The organism is Novosphingobium olei, from assembly GCF_037076535.1.
Classification (GTDB): domain Bacteria; phylum Pseudomonadota; class Alphaproteobacteria; order Sphingomonadales; family Sphingomonadaceae; genus Novosphingobium; species Novosphingobium olei.
The window spans coordinates 922,724-940,197 of the sequence record NZ_AP029021.1 but is presented as its reverse complement, the minus strand read 5'-3'; the positions used below and the strand labels follow the sequence as shown (position 1 = coordinate 940,197).

General features: G+C 65.3%; 10 protein-coding genes. 6 read left to right on the top strand and 4 right to left on the bottom strand.

The genetic code is table 11. The features are described from left to right. Positions 1 to 336: 336 nt before the first annotated feature. The 3 genes from AACH40_RS04515 to AACH40_RS04505 form a co-directional block, all read right to left on the bottom strand. On the bottom strand, positions 337 to 2,937 hold the full coding sequence (locus AACH40_RS04515) for a TonB-dependent receptor (protein ID WP_338644359.1): 2,601 nt from the start codon (positions 2,935 to 2,937) through the stop codon (positions 337 to 339). A 205-nt stretch (positions 2,938 to 3,142) separates the two neighbouring features. After that, positions 3,143 to 4,537: an ectonucleotide pyrophosphatase/phosphodiesterase gene (locus AACH40_RS04510; RefSeq protein ID WP_338644358.1), complete on the bottom strand. Its 1,395-nt coding sequence runs from the start codon at positions 4,535 to 4,537 to the stop codon at positions 3,143 to 3,145. A 17-nt stretch (positions 4,538 to 4,554) separates the two neighbouring features. Then, positions 4,555 to 6,882, bottom strand: coding sequence for a TonB-dependent receptor (locus tag AACH40_RS04505; RefSeq protein WP_338644357.1), 2,328 nt, complete (start codon positions 6,880 to 6,882; stop codon positions 4,555 to 4,557). 259 nt (positions 6,883 to 7,141) lie between these two features. On the opposite strand from AACH40_RS04505, the gene AACH40_RS04500 reads away from it, so the two are divergent. The 6 genes from AACH40_RS04500 to AACH40_RS04475 all read left to right on the top strand — a co-directional run bounded on the left by AACH40_RS04500 (position 7,142) and on the right by AACH40_RS04475 (position 15,177). Next, positions 7,142 to 7,567: a DoxX family protein gene (locus AACH40_RS04500; protein ID WP_338644356.1), complete on the top strand. Its 426-nt coding sequence runs from the start codon at positions 7,142 to 7,144 to the stop codon at positions 7,565 to 7,567. An 80-nt stretch (positions 7,568 to 7,647) separates the two neighbouring features. Continuing rightward, a complete protein-coding gene (locus AACH40_RS04495) occupies positions 7,648 to 8,238 on the top strand; it encodes a nitroreductase family protein (RefSeq protein ID WP_338644355.1) in 591 nt (196 codons plus the stop codon). A 225-nt stretch (positions 8,239 to 8,463) separates the two neighbouring features. Next, positions 8,464 to 9,162, top strand: coding sequence for a murein L,D-transpeptidase catalytic domain family protein (locus AACH40_RS04490; protein WP_338644354.1), 699 nt, complete (start codon positions 8,464 to 8,466; stop codon positions 9,160 to 9,162). Between the two features lie 280 nt (positions 9,163 to 9,442). Beyond that, positions 9,443 to 10,606, top strand: coding sequence for an efflux RND transporter periplasmic adaptor subunit (locus AACH40_RS04485; protein WP_240959413.1), 1,164 nt, complete (start codon positions 9,443 to 9,445; stop codon positions 10,604 to 10,606). Between the two features lie 12 nt (positions 10,607 to 10,618). Beyond that, on the top strand, positions 10,619 to 13,747 hold the full coding sequence (locus tag AACH40_RS04480) for an efflux RND transporter permease subunit (protein WP_338644352.1): 3,129 nt from the start codon (positions 10,619 to 10,621) through the stop codon (positions 13,745 to 13,747). Continuing rightward, positions 13,744 to 15,177: an efflux transporter outer membrane subunit gene (locus AACH40_RS04475; protein WP_169492475.1), complete on the top strand. Its 1,434-nt coding sequence runs from the start codon at positions 13,744 to 13,746 to the stop codon at positions 15,175 to 15,177. Before AACH40_RS04480 ends, AACH40_RS04475 begins: the two co-directional genes overlap by 4 nt. Here AACH40_RS04475 and AACH40_RS04470 read toward each other — a convergent pair. Continuing rightward, on the bottom strand, positions 15,168 to 17,432 hold the full coding sequence (locus AACH40_RS04470) for a hypothetical protein (protein WP_338644351.1): 2,265 nt from the start codon (positions 17,430 to 17,432) through the stop codon (positions 15,168 to 15,170). The two genes, AACH40_RS04475 and AACH40_RS04470, sit on opposite strands and share 10 nt — an antisense overlap. Positions 17,433 to 17,474: the final 42 nt, after the last annotated feature.

The window sequence follows — 17,474 nt, the reverse complement described above, 5'->3', positions numbered from 1 at the left end:
CGTTCTTGCCCCCTCAGCCGCCACCTCGACCCAAGAGCAGATACCCTGTTGCATACGCAACTTGCAATGTCCTGATCCCGGGAAGACTGTCCTACAACCCGGACTGGCGCTAAATCTGCGCGCCCCGCTCCTTGAAGCCAAGTCAATCAATCACTTGCACGGCCAGCGCGCGCCACCGGCTGGAAAATGCAGTTTTGCTTTAGAAGTCTGTCAACTTTGTCAACTTGGACACCCCTTCATCACGAAAAAGCGGCGACAGGATCGCTCCTGCCGCCGCCAGTCTCAGGGTGGAACTTGGTGGGCCCGGCCAGCCGGTGAGCCGGCCGGACCTTTCGATCAGAACTTGATCGAAGCGTCGATGCCGAAGGTGCGCGGCATGTTGAAGTTGCCGTAGTCACCCAGGATGTTGCCGTTGTTGCCGATCACCACAACGTTCGGCACGCCGCTGGCTGCGGTCGACTGAACGGCGGGCAGGCTGTTCGACGGGTCGCGGCGATAGACCAGCTGGTTGTTGAACAGGTTACGGCTCCACACGCCGATGTTCATCTTGTTGGCGTTGCCGCCAAGACCGATGTCGAGCAGCGAAAGGCGCGCGTTGACGATGAAGCTGGCATCGGCCTTCGTCGCGAACTGGTCGAAGCTCTGCGTCGCCTGCGAATAGTTCGCGTCGATGTGGAACTTCGGACGGGCACCGCCGAGGATCTGCGGGAACTCGTAGTCGATCGCGGCGCTCGCGGCGTTGCGCGGGGTGTAGACGATGTAGAACTTCTGCAGCACCGTGGTGCTGTTGCCGGTCGCGACGCCGGCCGAAGTGAATTCCCGATACGTCACCGGCACCGCAGGGATGTCGGTGTAGGTATAGGCGTAGGACAGGTCGATCTTCAGGCCTTCGATCGGCTTGATCGTCAGGTCCGCCTCGATGCCGCGGATCTTGGTGGTGCCGGGGGCATTGAAGGTGACGAGGTTGTTGAAGTTGCCCGTCGCCGTCGGCTGGATGGTCGAAAGGTCGACCTGGCTGCCCTTGCGGTCCATCATGTAGGCGGCAAGGTTGATGCGGGCATGACGGTTGAACAGGTCAGCCTTCAGGCCGACTTCGTAGTTCTTCACGTCTTCCGGGTTGAACGCCTGGTAGTTCGAGGTGCGCGAGCTGGCACCGCCGGCACGGTAGCCGGTCGAATACTTGACGTAGCCGTGGACATCGTCGTTGAAGTCATAGGCAACCGTCGCCATCGGGTTGAAACGGCGCCACTTCTTGTCGAGGCGCTGGTACCCGTTGGCGGCCGCCGCGGCGGTGTTCACGGCGTAGTTGATGTTGCGCGACCAGGTCAGATCGCCCTGCTTTTCGTCCCAGGTGTAGCGGCCGCCAAGCGTGATGTGCAGCGCTTCGGTGGCGTTCCAGGTGGCCTGGCCGTAGACCGCGTAGCTCTTCGACGTGACCTGCGAGGCGCGGTCGATCGAGCAGCCGTTGACAGCCTTGCCGACGAAGGCGGGTGTGCTGCCGGTGCAGAACGGGATGGTCACGTACTTGGCTTCGGTCGGCGAAACATAGACCGCGCCCATCGAGTTCGGCGTCGCCGCGTCGTCGCTGACGTGTTCGTTGAAGTAGTACAGACCGGCGACGTAATCGACCGAACCCACGGTGCCGACAGCCTGGAATTCCTGGCTGAACTGACGCTGGCGCAGGTCGGCCAGGCTGTAGCGGCTGAACGCGCAGGGCGAGGCGTCCGTGCAAGCCGTGGTGTAGTTGATGACCGGCACGCGGTGCGCACCGCCCGAGTTATCCCACTGCTGCACGTCGACGCCGCGCCATGCGGTGATCGAACGCAGTTCGATTTCGGGCGAGACCTTCCACTTCAGCACGTTGGTGAAGCCGTGGGTCTTGTCCACGCTGTTGCGCTGGGGAACGCCGATGTCGGCGGTGCGCATCAGGCTGTTGCCATTGACGACGATGCCGGGGGCGAGCGGCTTGATCGTGCCCTGCGTGCCGGTGAAGGCGGTGCCCGGCGTCACGCAGGTGCTGCCGCTGGGAATGGCGATCGGCGCCTTGTTGGTGCCGCCGCTCAGGCAGTTGTTCGGGTTGTAGTTCAGCAGCTGGCTGTAGAACGGGGTGTTCTCGTCGCGGGCAACGTCATACGAAAAATCGTTGGTCACGCCGTCGACCGGCTGCCAGCGCACGGCGGCGCGGAAGCCCTTGCGGTTGAAGTAGCCCCAGCCGGCCTGATCGGCGAGCGGGTTCTTCGTGATCGCGTCCTGGTGCTGGTACACGCCGTCGAGCTTGATCGAGAAGCCGGCGAACTTGGGCAGGTTCAAGTGCAGCGCGGCGTTGCGCGAACCGATGTTGCCCACGCCGCCATCGATGCTGCCACCGAATTCGCCGGTCGGCGTCTTCGAGACGAGCGACAGCGCGCCGCCTTCGGTGTTGCGGCCGAACAGGGTGCCCTGCGGCCCCTTGAGCACTTCGACGCGCTCGATGTCGAACAGGCCGGTGTTGAGGCCGTGCTGGCGACCTAGGTACACGCCGTCGATGTAGACACCGACGCCCTGTTCGCGGGCGGGCTGGTTGGCGTCGAGCGGAACGATGCCGCGGATGCCGATGGTCAGCGCCGACTGGCGGGCTTCGAAGGTCGCCACGCGCAGCGAAGGCACGCCGCCGTCGGCCAGGTCGAGCAAGCTCTGGACCTTGCGTTCCTTGATCGTTTCGGCGCCCATGACCGAGATCGAGATCGGGGTCTTCTGGAGGTTGGTTTCACGCTTGGTCGCGGTGACGACGATTTCGGTCAGGCCCGAGTTGCTGCCCGTACCACCCGAAACGTCGGCAGCCTGTTCATCGGCAGGCGCGACGGAGATCGAGGACTGGGCGAATGCGGGGCTGGCGGCGAGCGCGATGGCGCCCGCTCCGACCAGCAGGCCGGCGCGAATCTGGTGATTGAAAGTCATGGTTCCCTCACTTGCGAGGAGTTAATTCCCCCCTCGGGTGAGGCCCAACTAGGCGCAGCCAAAGACAGTTGTGTTACATACGGCGAAGAAAATCGCAGCATTCTTTGCCGACTGTTGACCGTCCCGTGACCATTCAACGGACTACGGCGGAATTCCGATGAAAAAATATTGGAACCCCGCCGGAACGATTTCAATTATGACATTTTTATTTCATGTTTTTGACAGCCACTTTACTTAAGTCGAGCGGCCGGGATTGCGCATCGGGAAGGCTTGCGCCCATCAGCTGCGCCAGAGTCGGAGCGATCGCGCGCATGTCCACTTCGCCAAGGCTACCACCGCCCGCGATTCCCTTGCCCGTCAGCAGGAACGTCGATCGCATGTCGGCAAGACCGGGGAAGTATCCGTGCATGCCCTTGACCCGGGCGGGCCGGACGAAGGGTGCAGAAGCGCCCGCAAAGGGCGAGGCAACGGCGCCGGGGCGCAAGTCGAGATAGAAGTCGGCCTGCGGATTGCCGCCCGCCGCTGCGATCGCCGGCCCCTCGATCACCGTCGCGATGCGCGCCTGCGGATCGGCGGCGAGCTTGGCGACTTGCGCCCGCACCTTGTCCTTCAGCCCCGCATCGTCACGCCGCGCCAGCACGATGGCGACCGAGCCGCCCGAGCTCCACGGCATCGCATCCCATCCGGTGACCTTGCCATCGGTATCCAGGGTGATCAGCCCGGCATCGATGAAGGCCCGGAAGAAGTTCACTTCGGTATCGGTGGCGGCGAAGCCGTGGTCGCTGACCAGCGCGATCGCGGCGTCGGGATGCGCGGCGAGTTCGGCATCGCGCAGGCGTCCGACCAGCGCATCCAGCCGTTCGAGCACGGCATTCGCCTCTGGCGAGCCGGGACCCGTGGTATGTTCCTGGTGGTCCAGCCCGGCAAGGTAGACGGTGATGAATCCGGGCTTGTGCCGCGCGATCAGCGCGGCCGCGAACCGCGCCCGGTTTTCATCGCCATCGGCGGATTCGTCGATGCCCTGGGCATAAGGGCCGGCGCAATCGTGTTCGAGTTCATCCACCAAGCCCTCGGTCGAGAGCGCCTTGACCAGCTTGGCGTCATCCTCGTGGCCCGAGCGCCAGATCTGCGGCAGGTTCCACGTCAACGACTTCGCCGCGACGCTGACCGGCCAGTGCACGTTGGCGGTGGTCAGCCCGGCATCGTGCGCCGCGTCCCACAGCGTGCGCGCCTTCTGGTCCTGCGCATACCAGTACCAGCCGCCATAGTTGATCTGCCTGGGATCGAACGTGGTGTTGCTGACGATGCCGTGTGTTGCGGGTGCGACGCCGGTGATCAGCGTGGTGTGGCTGGGATAGGTCAGCGTCGGCAGCACGCCGGTGACGCCCGTGGCCGAAACGCCTTCCTTCACCATGCGGCGAAGGTTGGGCACCTTGAGCCCGCGCTTGTCCGCTTCAAGCACGTCGCCGGGACGCAGCCCGTCGATCGAGATCATCAGGACGGGACGCGCGAGAGACAGCCCCGGGGCAACAAGAAACGCCGCGCTGCAAAGCAGCGCGGCGCTCTTGAGGAGGCGACGATCGATGAGACGATGGTTCATCGCTTCCTTGTGACGCATCAGAAGCCAGCCTTCAACGTGACGAACACCTGGCGCGGCGCGCCGGCCAGGAAGGTCTGGTTGTCGCCGATGTTGCCAAAGCCGTTCGATCCGATCGTGGCGATGTAGCGCTTGTCGAACAGGTTGGTGACGTTGGCCTGGATTTCGAGCGGCTGGCGCAGGCCCGCATCGAAGCGATAGCCGATCGCGGCATCGACCAGCGCGCGGCTGGGCACGAAGCCCTTGCCATCACCCGCCGTGACGAGATCGTTGGTGTAGGTGAAATACCGCTTCGACATGTAGTTCACGCTGATCCGGCCGAACACCGAAGTACTGTCGTAGGCGATTTCGGCATGGGCCAGATGCTTGGGCGAATCCACCACCGTCTTGCCCCGGGTCAGCACCGTGCTGGTGACATTGCCGGCGCTGTCGCGGACGACGACGTTATCGCGGTAGGTGTTGTCGTTGTAGCTGTACGAGGCGAACAGCGAGAGACCGAAGTCGAACCTGTATTCGCCGCTCGCCTCGATGCCCTGTGCACGCACGTTGCCAACGTTCTGCAGCGCGTTCGCCGCACCGACGATGCCGACCGAGGTCGCGATTGTCAGCAGGCGGTTGCGGAAATCGACGTGGTAGGCGCCAAGCACCCCGCGGAACGCGCCTTCGGTAACGCGCAGGCCCAATTCGTACGTGTCCGACTGTTCGGGCTTGAGGTAGGGCTTGATCGCATCGAACCCGGCTTGTGTCGAAGAGAACGGGCCCGCCGTGGTGGCCGACGCGAAGGCGCGGGTCACCTGCGTGAACCCGGCGAAGGCTTCAACCCCGCCACCGAACCTGTAGTTCACGCCCGCATGCGGCTGGAACCAGTCCTTGGTCGAAAGATCGCCCACGGTGCGGCCACCCGCGACAATGGCGCGCGCCTTGTTATCGACCTTGAAGCCCTTCCAGCCCAGGCTGATCGTCGCATCACCCAGCTTGATCTCGTCTTCGACGAAGTACTGGTAGGTCTTCGTGTTGAAGGCGATGTCCCACTGCGTGAAGAAAGGATTGCGCATGAACTTCAGGTGGTCGCGCCCCGGGTTCGAGCGGCTTGCGTAAGCGTAGAACCGGCGTGCCTGCTCGAAATCGTTGTTTTCGTACCAGGCGCCGACGGTCAGCTTGTTGAAGGCGACGTCGAAGGCGAGGCTGCCGAACACGCCCTTGCGGTCGATGTCGTATTCGGTGGTACGCACGGCCATCGGCACGCCGGTCGGGCTGTTGACATAGGGCGTGCCCCAAGTGCCCTGGCCTTCGTTCTTGTGCAGGTAGGTCTTGAGCTTGAAAGTGACGTTCTCGCCGATCGGCGCCTTCAGCCCGATCGAGGCGAGCGTGTCACGACGCAGGCCCGAGGCATCGTAGTAGGCATCGTCGACCGACTTGATCTTGCCCGGATAGGTGGTTCCGGCGGCCGGGTTGAGCGGGGTGGTGCCGCTGTCGCCCCGGTTGGCAGCGATATCGGCAACCTGAAGCGCGAGCTGATAATTTGCCGGACCGAAGTTGTCCCAATCGTACCCGAGACGATTGATCATCTCGAGGCTGAGGTCCTGATAATCCTGCTCGGCGCGGTCGGAGTGGCTGAAGAAGCCTTCGAAATCGACGTTGCCCACCGGCACGATCGCCTTGGCGTTGACGGCCCACTGGCGCTGCTTGCCATCGCCCTTCCACTTGTCGGCGGTGCCATAGGCGAACGAGGCCATGATGCGCGCGGCGTCGGCCTTGCCGATCGCGCCACGGACGAAGCCGCGATAGGTGTTGTCGGAACCGGCGGTGGCGTTGAAGTCCAGCGCCTGGTTGGCGGTGCCGAGCATCGCGGCCGGGTCCATCGAGGTGAATTCGAGCGTGCCGCCAAGGTTGTTCGTCGACTGCGTGTCGATCGAACCCGAACCCTGGCTGACCGTGGTCGAGGCGATGTTTTCGGGGCTGATGGCGCGGCTGATGTGCAGGCCGTTGTAGTTGCCATAGCTCATGTCGCCCAGCGGAATGCCATCGAGCGTGAAGCCGAGCTGGTTCTGGTTGAAGCCGCGGATGGTGATGCGCGTCGACCATTCGTAGGCGCCGAACGGATCGGCCGACTGGAAGTTGACGCTGGGCAGCTTCTCGACCGCCTTCAGCGGGCTGGACCCGGCGGCGAGGATGGCGATGTCGGCATTCGACAGCTGCTGGACCTGGCGGGTCTGGCCCTGGCCGAACACGACGATTTCAGGCGAAGTGCCCGCGTCCTCGGCGGCAGGAGCGGCCTGCTCCTGGGCGAGCGCGGGAGCGCTGGCGGAAAGCGCGGTGCCGGCGAGCAGGATAAGTCCAAGACGCATTATGTAGTACCCCTCATGCGCAGTAGTTCTGCGCTGGGGCCGCTAGCCGCCTTGCGTTGCACGCAGGTTCCAGTTCGGTGACCGTTTGAAGTCAGCACAAAAGAACTGGGTCATCGGGCAGCAAAATTCACTTTTCCAATCCATCGAACGTTTCGGATGCTTTTATCTGGATTTCGGGAAGTTGCTGCGTGGCGTAGCTCCGCACTCGCCGGACGGACTGCCCCGCCCGCCTGCATCACGCGCCAAAGGATCCCGACCCATGACCACCGCCGACTTCACCTCCAGCCAAGTTTCTGCATCGACCCCCGCCATCCAGAACGCGCTCGCCTTCACCGGCCGCGTACTGATCGCCGCGATCTTCGTGCTGAGCGGCCTTTCCAAGCTGACCGCGCCGGCCGCCACGATCGGCTATATCGAGCACGCTGGCCTGCCCTTCCCGCAGCTGGCGCTGGCGCTGGCCGTGCTGGTCGAACTGGTCGGCGGCCTCGCGCTGATCGCGGGCTATCGCGTGCGCCTCGTCGCGCTGGCGCTGGCCGGGTTCTCGATCGTCACCGCCCTTGCCTTCCACGGACAGCTTGGCGACCAGAACCAGTTCATCCACTTCTTCAAGAACGTGTCGATGGCTGGCGGCCTGCTGCAAGTGGCCGCTTTCGGCGGCGGGCGGATTGCCTTCCACCGCAACTGACACCACCCTTTGCCCCGACCGGGGAGGCCGAGCGCCTCCCCGGCTTTTCCGCTTCACGCCTCTTGCGCAAGGATTTCGCCATGACTGCCCGCAGCGCCCACCCGCTCGTCCTGCCGCTGATCGCCGACCGCTGGTCTCCTCGCTCGTTCGATGCCGCGCCCGTGCCGGAAGCGGACCTTCACGTGATCCTTGAAGCGGCGGGCCTTGCCCCTTCGGCGTACAACCACCAGCCGTGGCGCTTCCTCTATGCGGTGCGCGGCGATGCAAACTGGGAGCATTTCGTGTCGCTGCTGGTGCCGGGCAATTCGGTCTGGGCCAAGGACGCGGGCGCGTTGGTGTTCGTGCTTTCGGAAAGCACGTTCCCGCGCCCCGAGGGCGCCAAGACCAACCGCAGCGCAAGCTTCGATGCCGGCGCGGCCTGGGCACTGATGGCATTGCAGGCAACGCACATGGGCTATCACGCCCACGCGATGGTCGGGATCGAGTTTCCCCGGGTGCGCGAAGAGCTGGGCATTCCCGAAGACGTCCGCATCGAGGCAGCGGTCGCGATCGGTCGGCGCGATGCGCCAGACAAGCTGCCCGATGGTTATCGCGAACGCGAAGCGCCGTCAGCGCGCAAGCCGCTTGGCGAGATCGCCGCCCGCGGGAAATTCAGCGACCTGCCGGCCTGATTTCGCGCGAATCGCGGGACGGTCGCATTCCTTGCGGCCGTCCCGCTGTCCGTGCGGCAGGCGGTTGCACACGCGCGACGGGACAAATCGTTCCCGCTTTGGGACAACGTCCGATGGCATGAACAGCACGTCCTGCCGCAGGAGTGTCCTTTCATACTTTGCATCAACCTTTGGCCCCCTAAGTCAGTCCACAAGATCGGACACAACAGATCGGGGTCTCGCATCATGACGTTGGGTCGGCGCCAGTTTCTTGGCGCCATGGCGGCTACGGCCACCACCATGCTTTTTCCGCGTTCCGCAGCCGAAGCCATCGCGCCGCAAGTGCCGGGCGGCAACGGCCTGGTCGTGCCACCGACAACGCCCTGGGCCACGGGCGGCGAAAGCGCGCTTGGCGCGCCGGCCGGGCTCGACATCCCGGGCGCGCCCAAGCTGCTGCCGCAGGCGCTGGCCGCATTACAGCAGCATCACGGGCGCGTGGCCGAGCGCGATGTGATCGGCATCGTCGATTTCTCGGTCCCCTCGCGCGAACCGCGCTTCCACCTTGTCGACATCGCGGGCGGGCGCGTGCTGTCCACCCACCTCGTTTCGCACGGCAAGGGATCGGACCCGGCCAACAGCGGCTGGGTCGAACGGCTTTCGAACCGCCCGGGTTCGGAAGCATCGTGCAGCGGGGCGTTCCTGACCGGCCCGACCTACTACGGCAAGCACGGCCGCTCGCGCCGCCTGTTCGGCCTCGATCCCGAAAACAACCTTGCCGACGAGCGCGGGATCGTGATCCACGCGGCAAGCTATGTCGATCCTGGCCTTGCCGCGTCGCAGGGCCGCATTGGCCGCAGCCAGGGCTGCTTTGCCGTTTCCCAGCGCGAAATCGCGAATGTGCTCGAAGCGCTGGGGCCCGGACGCCTGCTCTACGCTTCGCGCTGAAAAAGCGGCGTGACGCAAGCATTTCCCGCGACATGTAACATTCTGTCGTAGGCCCGCAATATCGGGATAAAGGGCGATGCCAAGCGCCCGATCTGTGTTAACGGACCGGCGTCGACTCAAGGCGATGCCGCACTGCACCATGGTGCAAAGTGATGCTGGCGACACCGCCTCGGGAACCGGATCCGTCGAAATCGTTTTCGTCGCCGACGCGCCGCAAATGGCGGCGCCATCGTTCCGACGGGACGCGATCTCGCTGGACATAGCCTGAAGAGTATCTGCCTTGCGCCAGCCGTCCCGCTTGCTCGCCTTCGCTCCTGCACTCCCTCTGATTGCCATGGTCGCCTCGCTCTCCGCGTGCGGCGCCAAGGCCGATGACAAGCAGATGCCCACGCCGGTCGTCGGCGTGGTCATCGCCAAGACGCAGGCCGTGCCGCTGGAGACGGAGCTTTCGGGCCGGACCGAAGCGTCGCTGGTGGCGGAAGTGCGGCCGCAGGTCTCGGGTATCGTGCTCGAACGCCTGTTCGCCGAAGGCAGCCGGGTGCGCGCGGGCCAGCCGCTCTACCAGATCGACAGCAGGCTCTACGCCGCATCGGCCAACCAGGCGCGCGCCACACTGGCCAATGCCGAAGCCACGGTCGAAGCCAACCGGCTCAAGGCCGAACGCTACCGCCTGCTCGCGCAGGAAGGCGGCGTCAGCAAGCAGGACGCGGCGGACGCGGCGGCCACCTACAACCAGAGCAAGGCGCAAGTTGCCGCCAACCGCGCCGCCCTGCAGACGCAGCAGGTCAACCTCGGCTTCACCCGCGTGACATCGCCCATCACCGGACAGATCGGCCGGTCCACCGTGACCAAGGGCGCGCTGGTCACCGCAAGCCAGGCCGATGCGCTGGCCAAGGTCCAGCAGCTCGATCCGCTGTTCGTCAACATCCAGCAATCGAGCAACGATTTCCTGGCTTTGCGGCGCTCTCTTCAGAAGGGTTCGCTGAAGCCCGTGGGGTCGGTGCCGGTGCGCATCGTGCTGGCCGACGGGACGGAGTACCCGGTCGAAGGCCGGCTGAACTTCGCCGACGTCGATGTCGGCACCGATACCGGCACTGTCACCCTGCGCGCCACCGTGCCCAATCCGCAAGGGTTGCTGCTGCCCGGCCTGTTCGTGAAGGCGCGCCTTGCCCAAGCGACGGTGCCCGATGGCATCCTGATCCCGCAGCAGGCGGTGACCCGCACGCCGCGCGGCGATGCATCGGTGCTGCTGGTCAATGCCGAGGGCAAGATCGAATCCCGCGACATCACCGCCGATACCGCCATCGGCGACAAGTGGCTGGTGACCAAGGGCCTCAAGCCCGGGGACAAGGTCGTGGTCGATGGCCTGCTCAAGGCCAAGCCCGGGGCCAAGGTCAAGGCGGTGATCGCCGGATCGCCCGCCAACTCCGCGGCGAGCAAGTAGGACACCCAGGCGATGCTCTCCCGCTTTTTCGCCAACCGCCCGATCTTTGCCTGGGTGGTCGCCATCGTCATCATGGCGGCGGGCGCGCTCGCGATCACCCAGATGGGTGTCGAGCAGTACCCCGACATCGCTCCGCCGACGATCTCGATCAACGCGACCTATCCGGGCGCCGATGCCCAGACGATCGAGAACAGCGTCACGCAGGTGCTGGAACAGCAGCTGAAGGGCATCGACGGCCTGCTCTATTTCACGTCGAGCAGCAACCAGGGCTCGGCCTCGATCACCGCCACGTTCGAGAAGGGCACCGATCCCGATACCGCGCAGGTCCAGGTCCAGAACGCCACCAGCCGCGCGCTGAGCCGCCTGCCCCAGGCCGTCCAGCAGCAGGGCGTGAACGTCAACAAGTCGCAGAGCGATGCGCTGATGGTCGTGGGCCTCTACGACAGCAGCAACAAGAGCACCAACGCCGACATCGCCGACTATCTCGCCACGCACTTCCAGGACCCGCTCTCGCGCGTCGAAGGCGTTGGCAGCGCCGATATCTACGGCGGGCAATATGCGATGCGGATCTGGCTCGATCCGGCCAAGCTTGCCGCCGTCAGCCTGATGCCGTCGGACGTGATCACCGCGCTCCAGGCGCAGAACACGCAGGTTTCCGCCGGTGAAGTCGGCGCCCAGCCCGCGCCCGAAGGCCAGCGGCTGAACGCCACCGTCACGGCGCGTTCGCGCCTGCAGACGGTGCCTGAATTCGAGAACGTGATCGTCAAGTCCGACAGCAACGGCGTGCCCGTTCGCCTGAAGGACGTCGCCCGCGTCGAACTCGGCCAGGAAAGCTATGGCAGCTACAACCTGTTCGACGGTTATCCGTCGACCGGCCTTGCCGTCAGCCTTGCCTCTGGCGCGAACGCGATGAAGACGGCCAAGCTGGTCAAGGAAAAGGTGGCCGAACTTTCGCGCGACCTGCCCGCCGGCTACGCCGTGTCCTATCCGCGCGACAGCAGCCTGTTCGTGAAGATCTCGATCGAGGAAGTGGTCAAGACGCTGTTCGAAGCCATCGCGCTGGTCGTGGTGGTGATGTTCGTGTTCCTGCAGAACTGGCGCGCCACGCTCATCCCGGCGATCGCGGTGCCGGTCGTGCTGCTCGGCACATTCGGCATCCTTGCCCTGTTCGGCTACACCATCAACACGTTGACGATGTTCGGCCTGGTGCTCGCCATCGGCCTGCTGGTCGACGATGCGATCGTCGTGGTCGAAAACGTCGAACGCGTGATGCACGAGGAGCACCTGCCTCCGCTCGAGGCGACGGTGAAGTCGATGGACGAAATCACCTCGGCGCTGATCGGCATCACGCTGGTGCTGTCCGCCGTGTTCGTGCCGATGGCCTTCTTCGGCGGTTCGACCGGCGCGATCTACCGCCAGTTTTCGGTCACCATCGTTTCGGCCATGGCGCTTTCGGTGCTGGTCGCGCTTTCGCTTACCCCGGCGCTGTGCGCCACGCTGCTGCGGCAGGAGGAAAAGCCGCGCGGCCGCTTCTTCGATGGCTTCAACAAGCGCTACGACCGGCTGCAGGGCGGCTATCACAGCCGCCTTGGCCGCTTCGTCGATCGCCCGCGTCCGTGGATGCTGGTGTTCCTCGGGCTCTCGGCCGTCATGGCGTTCCTCTACGTCCGCCTGCCGACCAGCTTCCTGCCCGACGAAGACCAGGGCAACCTGATGCTCGCCATCACGCTGCCGCCTGGCTCGACGATGGAGCAGACCCAGAGCGTGGCCGAACGCGTCAACCGCTATATCCGCGAAAGCGAGAAGGAAGACGTCGTCCACGTGTTCACGGCCGCCGGTCGCGGCAACCAGGGCAGCGGCCAGAACATCGCCATGGGCTTCGTCATGCTGAAGGACTGGGACGAACGTGGCAGTTCCAAGCAGAGCGCCAGCGCGATCGCGCAGCGCATCAGCAAGCACTTCATGGGCGATCGCGAGGCGCAGATCCTCGTTCTGTCGCCGCCCGCCATCCGCGGCCTTGGCAGTTCGAGCGGGTTCGAAATGTGGTTGCAGGACGCAGCCGGCAACGGCGTGCCCGCGCTGACCGCAGCGCGCAAGAAGTTGATCGAGGCCGCCAATTCCGATCCCAAGCTGGCGCAGGTGCGCTTCAACGGGCTTGAGGACACGCCCCAGCTCAAGGTCGATCTCAACGACGACGCGGCAACCGCCTATCGCATCTCGCCCGCCAACGTGAATTCGACGCTGGCGACCGCGTGGGGCGGCACCTACGTCAACGACTTCGTGGATCGTGGCCGCGTCAAGCGCGTCTATGTCCAGGGCGATGCGCCCTATCGCTCCAACCCGTCCGACCTCGGCCAGTGGTTCGTGCGCAGCGACAATGGCACGATGGCGCCCTTCTCCGCCTTCGCCACCGCCAGCTGGGGCAGCGGTCCGCCGATCCTCAAGCGCTTCAACGGCATCGCCGCGCAGCAGATGCAGGGCGCGGGCGCCCCGGGCACCAGCTCGGGCGACGCGATGAAGCTGATGGAGCAGAAGGCGGGCGAACTTGGCAGCGGCTACACCGTTGCGTGGAGCGGCCTGTCCTATCAGGAACGCGCGGCCAGCTCGCAATCCGGCCTGCTCTATGCCGCCTCGATCTTCTTCATCTTCCTGTGCCTTGCCGCGCTTTACGAAAGCTGGTCGGTGCCGGTTTCGGTGCTGCTGGTCATCCCGCTCGGCGTGATCGGCGCGGTGCTTGCGGTCACGCTGCGGGGCATCGACAACGACATCTACTTCCAGGTCGCGCTGCTCACCACCATCGGTCTTTCGGCCAAGAACGCGATCTTGATCGTGGAGTTCGCCGAAGCCGGTCTTGCCCGCGGCCTGTCTCCGCTCGAAGCGGCGATGGAAGCGGCCGAGCTGCGGTTCCGCCCGATCGTGATGACCAGCGTCGCCTTCATCGCCGGCGTCGTGCCGCTGGTGATCGCCAGTGGCGCGGGCGCCAACGGACGCCAGGCCATCGGCACGGCGGTGATGGGCGGCATGCTGTCGGCCACGGTGCTGGCGATCTTCTTCGTGCCGCTGTTCTTCGTGGTGGTGAAGAGCATCTTCTCCCGCAAGGCCAAGCCCGCCGGCGAAACCCACGAGGAGGCCACGGCATGACCACGATGCGCACCCTGATCGCGACCGTGTCGGCGCTCTCGCTCGCCGGATGCAACCTCGCGCCCAAGTACATCCAGCCGGCGGCGCCGGTCCCACCCGCCCTGCCGCAAGGCACCGCGTTCCCGGCGCTGACCCCGGGCGACGGCGCCATCGACAAGATGGGCTGGCAGACGTTCTTCACCGACCAGCGCCTGCGCGACACCATCGCGCTCGCGCTGACCAACAATCGCGACTTGCGCGCCACGATCGCCAATGTCGAAAAGACCCGCGCGCAGTACCGCGTGCAGCGCGCCGGGCAGTTCCCGACCATCGGCGCGACGGCGACGGCGAGCGCCACGCACAACGCCTCGAGCCAGGCGGCAAGCGGGGCCGGCACGGGCAACAACTTCGGCGCCGGCACCAACGAAAGCTACAGCGCCTCCGCCAGCATTTCCGCCTTCGAACTCGACCTGTTCGGCAAGGCGCGCAACCTGTCCAAGGCCGCGTTCGAAACCTATCTCGCCAGCGACGAAGGCCGCAAATCGGCGCAGATCGCGCTGGTCGGCGAAGTCGCGACCGCCTGGCTGACCTATGGCGCCACCGCCGACGCGCTGGCCGTCGCGCGCGAAACGCTGGCGAGCCAGGAACAGTCGCTGCGCGTCAACACCCGCCGCGAACAGATCGGCATCGGCACCGGGCTCGATACCGCGCAGGCGCAGACCCAGGTCGATACCGCGCGCGCCGCGGTCGCAGATTACGAAACCGATCTTGCCCAGGCGAAGAACGCGCTCGATCTGCTGGCGGGGGCGCCGGTGAACGCCGACCTGCTGCCCACGACGCTCGGCAATGGCGACCAGGTGCTCTCGAGCCTGCCCGTCGGGCTCGATTCAAGTGTGCTGCTGCGCCGTCCCGACGTGCTGCAGGCCGAACACCTGCTCAAGGCGGCCAATGCCAACATCGGCGTGGCGCGGGCCGCTTTCTTCCCATCGATCTCGCTGACCGGCCTGCTCGGCCTTGCCAGCCAGAGCCTGTCTTCGCTGTTCAGCAGCGACAGCTTCCGCTGGAGCGCCAGCGGCACGGCCAGCCAGACGCTGTTCGATTTCGGCAAGAACAGCGGCACGCTCGCCGCGAACAAGGCCGCACGCGATGCCGCAGTTGCAACGTACGAAGGCACGATCCAGACGGCATTCAGGGAAGTGGCCGATGCCCTCGCCCGGCGCGGCACGATCGACGCCAAGGTTGCCGCGCAGGAATCGCTGGCGCTCAACGCCACGCGCGCGGCCAGCATCTCGCAATCGCGCTTTGCCAACGGCATCGCCAACTATCTCGAACCGCTCGACGCACAGCGCACTGCCTATACCGCCCGGCAAGCGCTGGTGACGGCGCGCCTTGCCAAGGCGACCAACATGGTCACGCTCTATCGCACGCTGGGCGGCGGGCTTCAGCCCTGACGCGCTGACAGGCCGCTGTACTCAACCTGCGTCGCGCCCCCGCCGTGCGCGCTGCGGGTGTCGGGGTACTTCAGCAGGAAGCTGCCGGCGGCGGAAACCTCGGCGCACAGCAGTCCGCCATCAGCGCGAAACGCGATGTCGCGGCCATCGAAGCTGCGTAACCCGACACGCGAGGAATCAGGCGCATCGCCTTCGAAGCGCAGGAAAATCCTCGCTGTGCAGCCGTCCTGCCCGTCGAGCCGGAAGCTCACCGTGGTTTCGTCGAAGCGCTTCCATGCTCGCACGAAATGGTCGCAGAACAGCACGAAAGGCGCGCCTTCGATGCGGTGGAAGGCACGCGTCGCGTAGACCAGCGCCGCGCCCGCGCCATAGATTTCCTGCCCCACCTGCCCTGCCTGCTGACCGTCGGGATAAAGGTCTTCAAGCGGGAAGTTCAGGCCGCGCTGGATGTACCCGTTGCGCGGGTCGTCGCTGATCGCGTGGGCCGGCAGGGCGTCGGGGTAATAGAACCACGCCCGGCTAAGGGCATGGCGGCAGTATTCGCCCACCAGCAGCCGCACCGACGTGATCAGGTCCGGCCCGCCCAGGTCGAGATAGCGCTCGAATGCCGAAAAGCTGTCGAAGCATTCGTAGGCGGCCATGTACGGCGCATCCTGCAGGCAGGTGACACCCAGGAAATTGGTGTAATGCCGCGCCAGCGCGATCTCGCTCTCCCACAATTGCGCATTGTGGAAGAAGCTCGCCAGATAGACGTAGCTTTGCGTCAGGTAGCTTTTGTCGCCGGTGATGCGCCACAGGCGGATGCAGGCCGTGGCACCCCACGCCGTCAGGTTCGCCTGGTAGTTCAGGTCGAAGCGCATGCCCTTGGCGGCTTCGATCGCCTGCACCGCCTCGTCCAGGAAGCGCTTCTCGCGCGTCAGCTCGAACGCCTGCAGCATCACCCAGGCATAGATCCCGCCAACGTCGGTCTGGCCGCGCTGGTCCGATTCCGCGACGGCACGGATGACGCTGAAATCGCGCGCATTGTAGAGGATCGGCCAACGATAGGCGAAGTGCCGCGCCGCGCGGATGCCATAATCGATGCTGCGCAGGAAAAGGTCGCGCGCCTGTTCATTGCCGGCAAGTGCCACGTTCGAAAGGTTGAGCAGCGGGTGGTAGAGATACCATGAATCCACCGCATCCGCGTCCTTGTCGTTGCCCACATTGGGCAGGTAGCGCCGGATCGTACCCAGCTCGGCGTCATAGAAACGCTCGATGCCGGCAAGTATCTGCGCCGACAGCGGCTGCGGCGCGTCGCTCCACACCTCCCAATCACGCAAGGCGGACAGCAGCGACAGCTGGACCATCACGTCGGGATATTCGCTGGCGGTGTAGGGGTGGAAGTACGACACCCCGTAATGCTCGATCCGCGCCTCGGGCGCGTTTTCCAGATCGGCGAGCGTGCGCTGCGAGCGATCGACCCAGTCGCGCCAGGCGGGCACCGGTGCGCCCAGCCAGCGATAAGCGGCGCCAAGCATATCAAGGAACTGCCACGCCGAATCGGCCTCGTCGTCTTCGGCATAGCGGCGGATGACCAGGATCGTATCGTAGAGCGTGATCTCGCGCCCCGCGACAAGCAGCGCGGCGCCCGTCTCGGGGTCAACCGGTGGGCGATAGCCGAGATCGGGCCATTCGCCGCCCACTGCATTTTCGGGCTTGCTGCCGGTCAGGTTGAAGCAGTCGTTCAGGGCGGACAGGTTCTGGATATAGAGCACCTTGCCGAAGGCGGGACGGTCGAATTCGAAATAGATCAGCCCCGTGTTCAGCCGCCGCTGCTTCGCCTCGATCCGGCCCGAAGCGCCCGCGGGATCATCCTGCGCATCGAGCGGCACCAGATCGCGCGGCATGTCGCGCAAAGCGATGTCCTGCGCCGGACGGATGCGCAGGGTTAGGCGAAGCTGTTCCAGATCGAAGTCATCGCCTTCGAACGCGATCCGCACGGTGCCGGCCACGCTTTTGCAGCAGATGTCGATCCCGCGCGTGGTTTCCTCGACGGTGCATTCGTCAGGTTCGGCGAACAGCGGCAGCCGCAGGGCAACGCCGCCGCGGTCCTGGCGCCGCAGGACCAGCCACAGCTCGGTCGCATGGTGGACGAAGGCGAGGTCGAGCCCGCCCTGGCGACGGGTGTGGAGGGTCGATGCCGCTGGACTGCGCAGCGCGGCAGCGGCCGCGAACGTGGCTGCAGTGGGCACCGAACGTAACGCGGCCTTCGCCATGGCTGGTGTCTCCCTCGCTCTCAGCGCGAAGGAAACGATTTT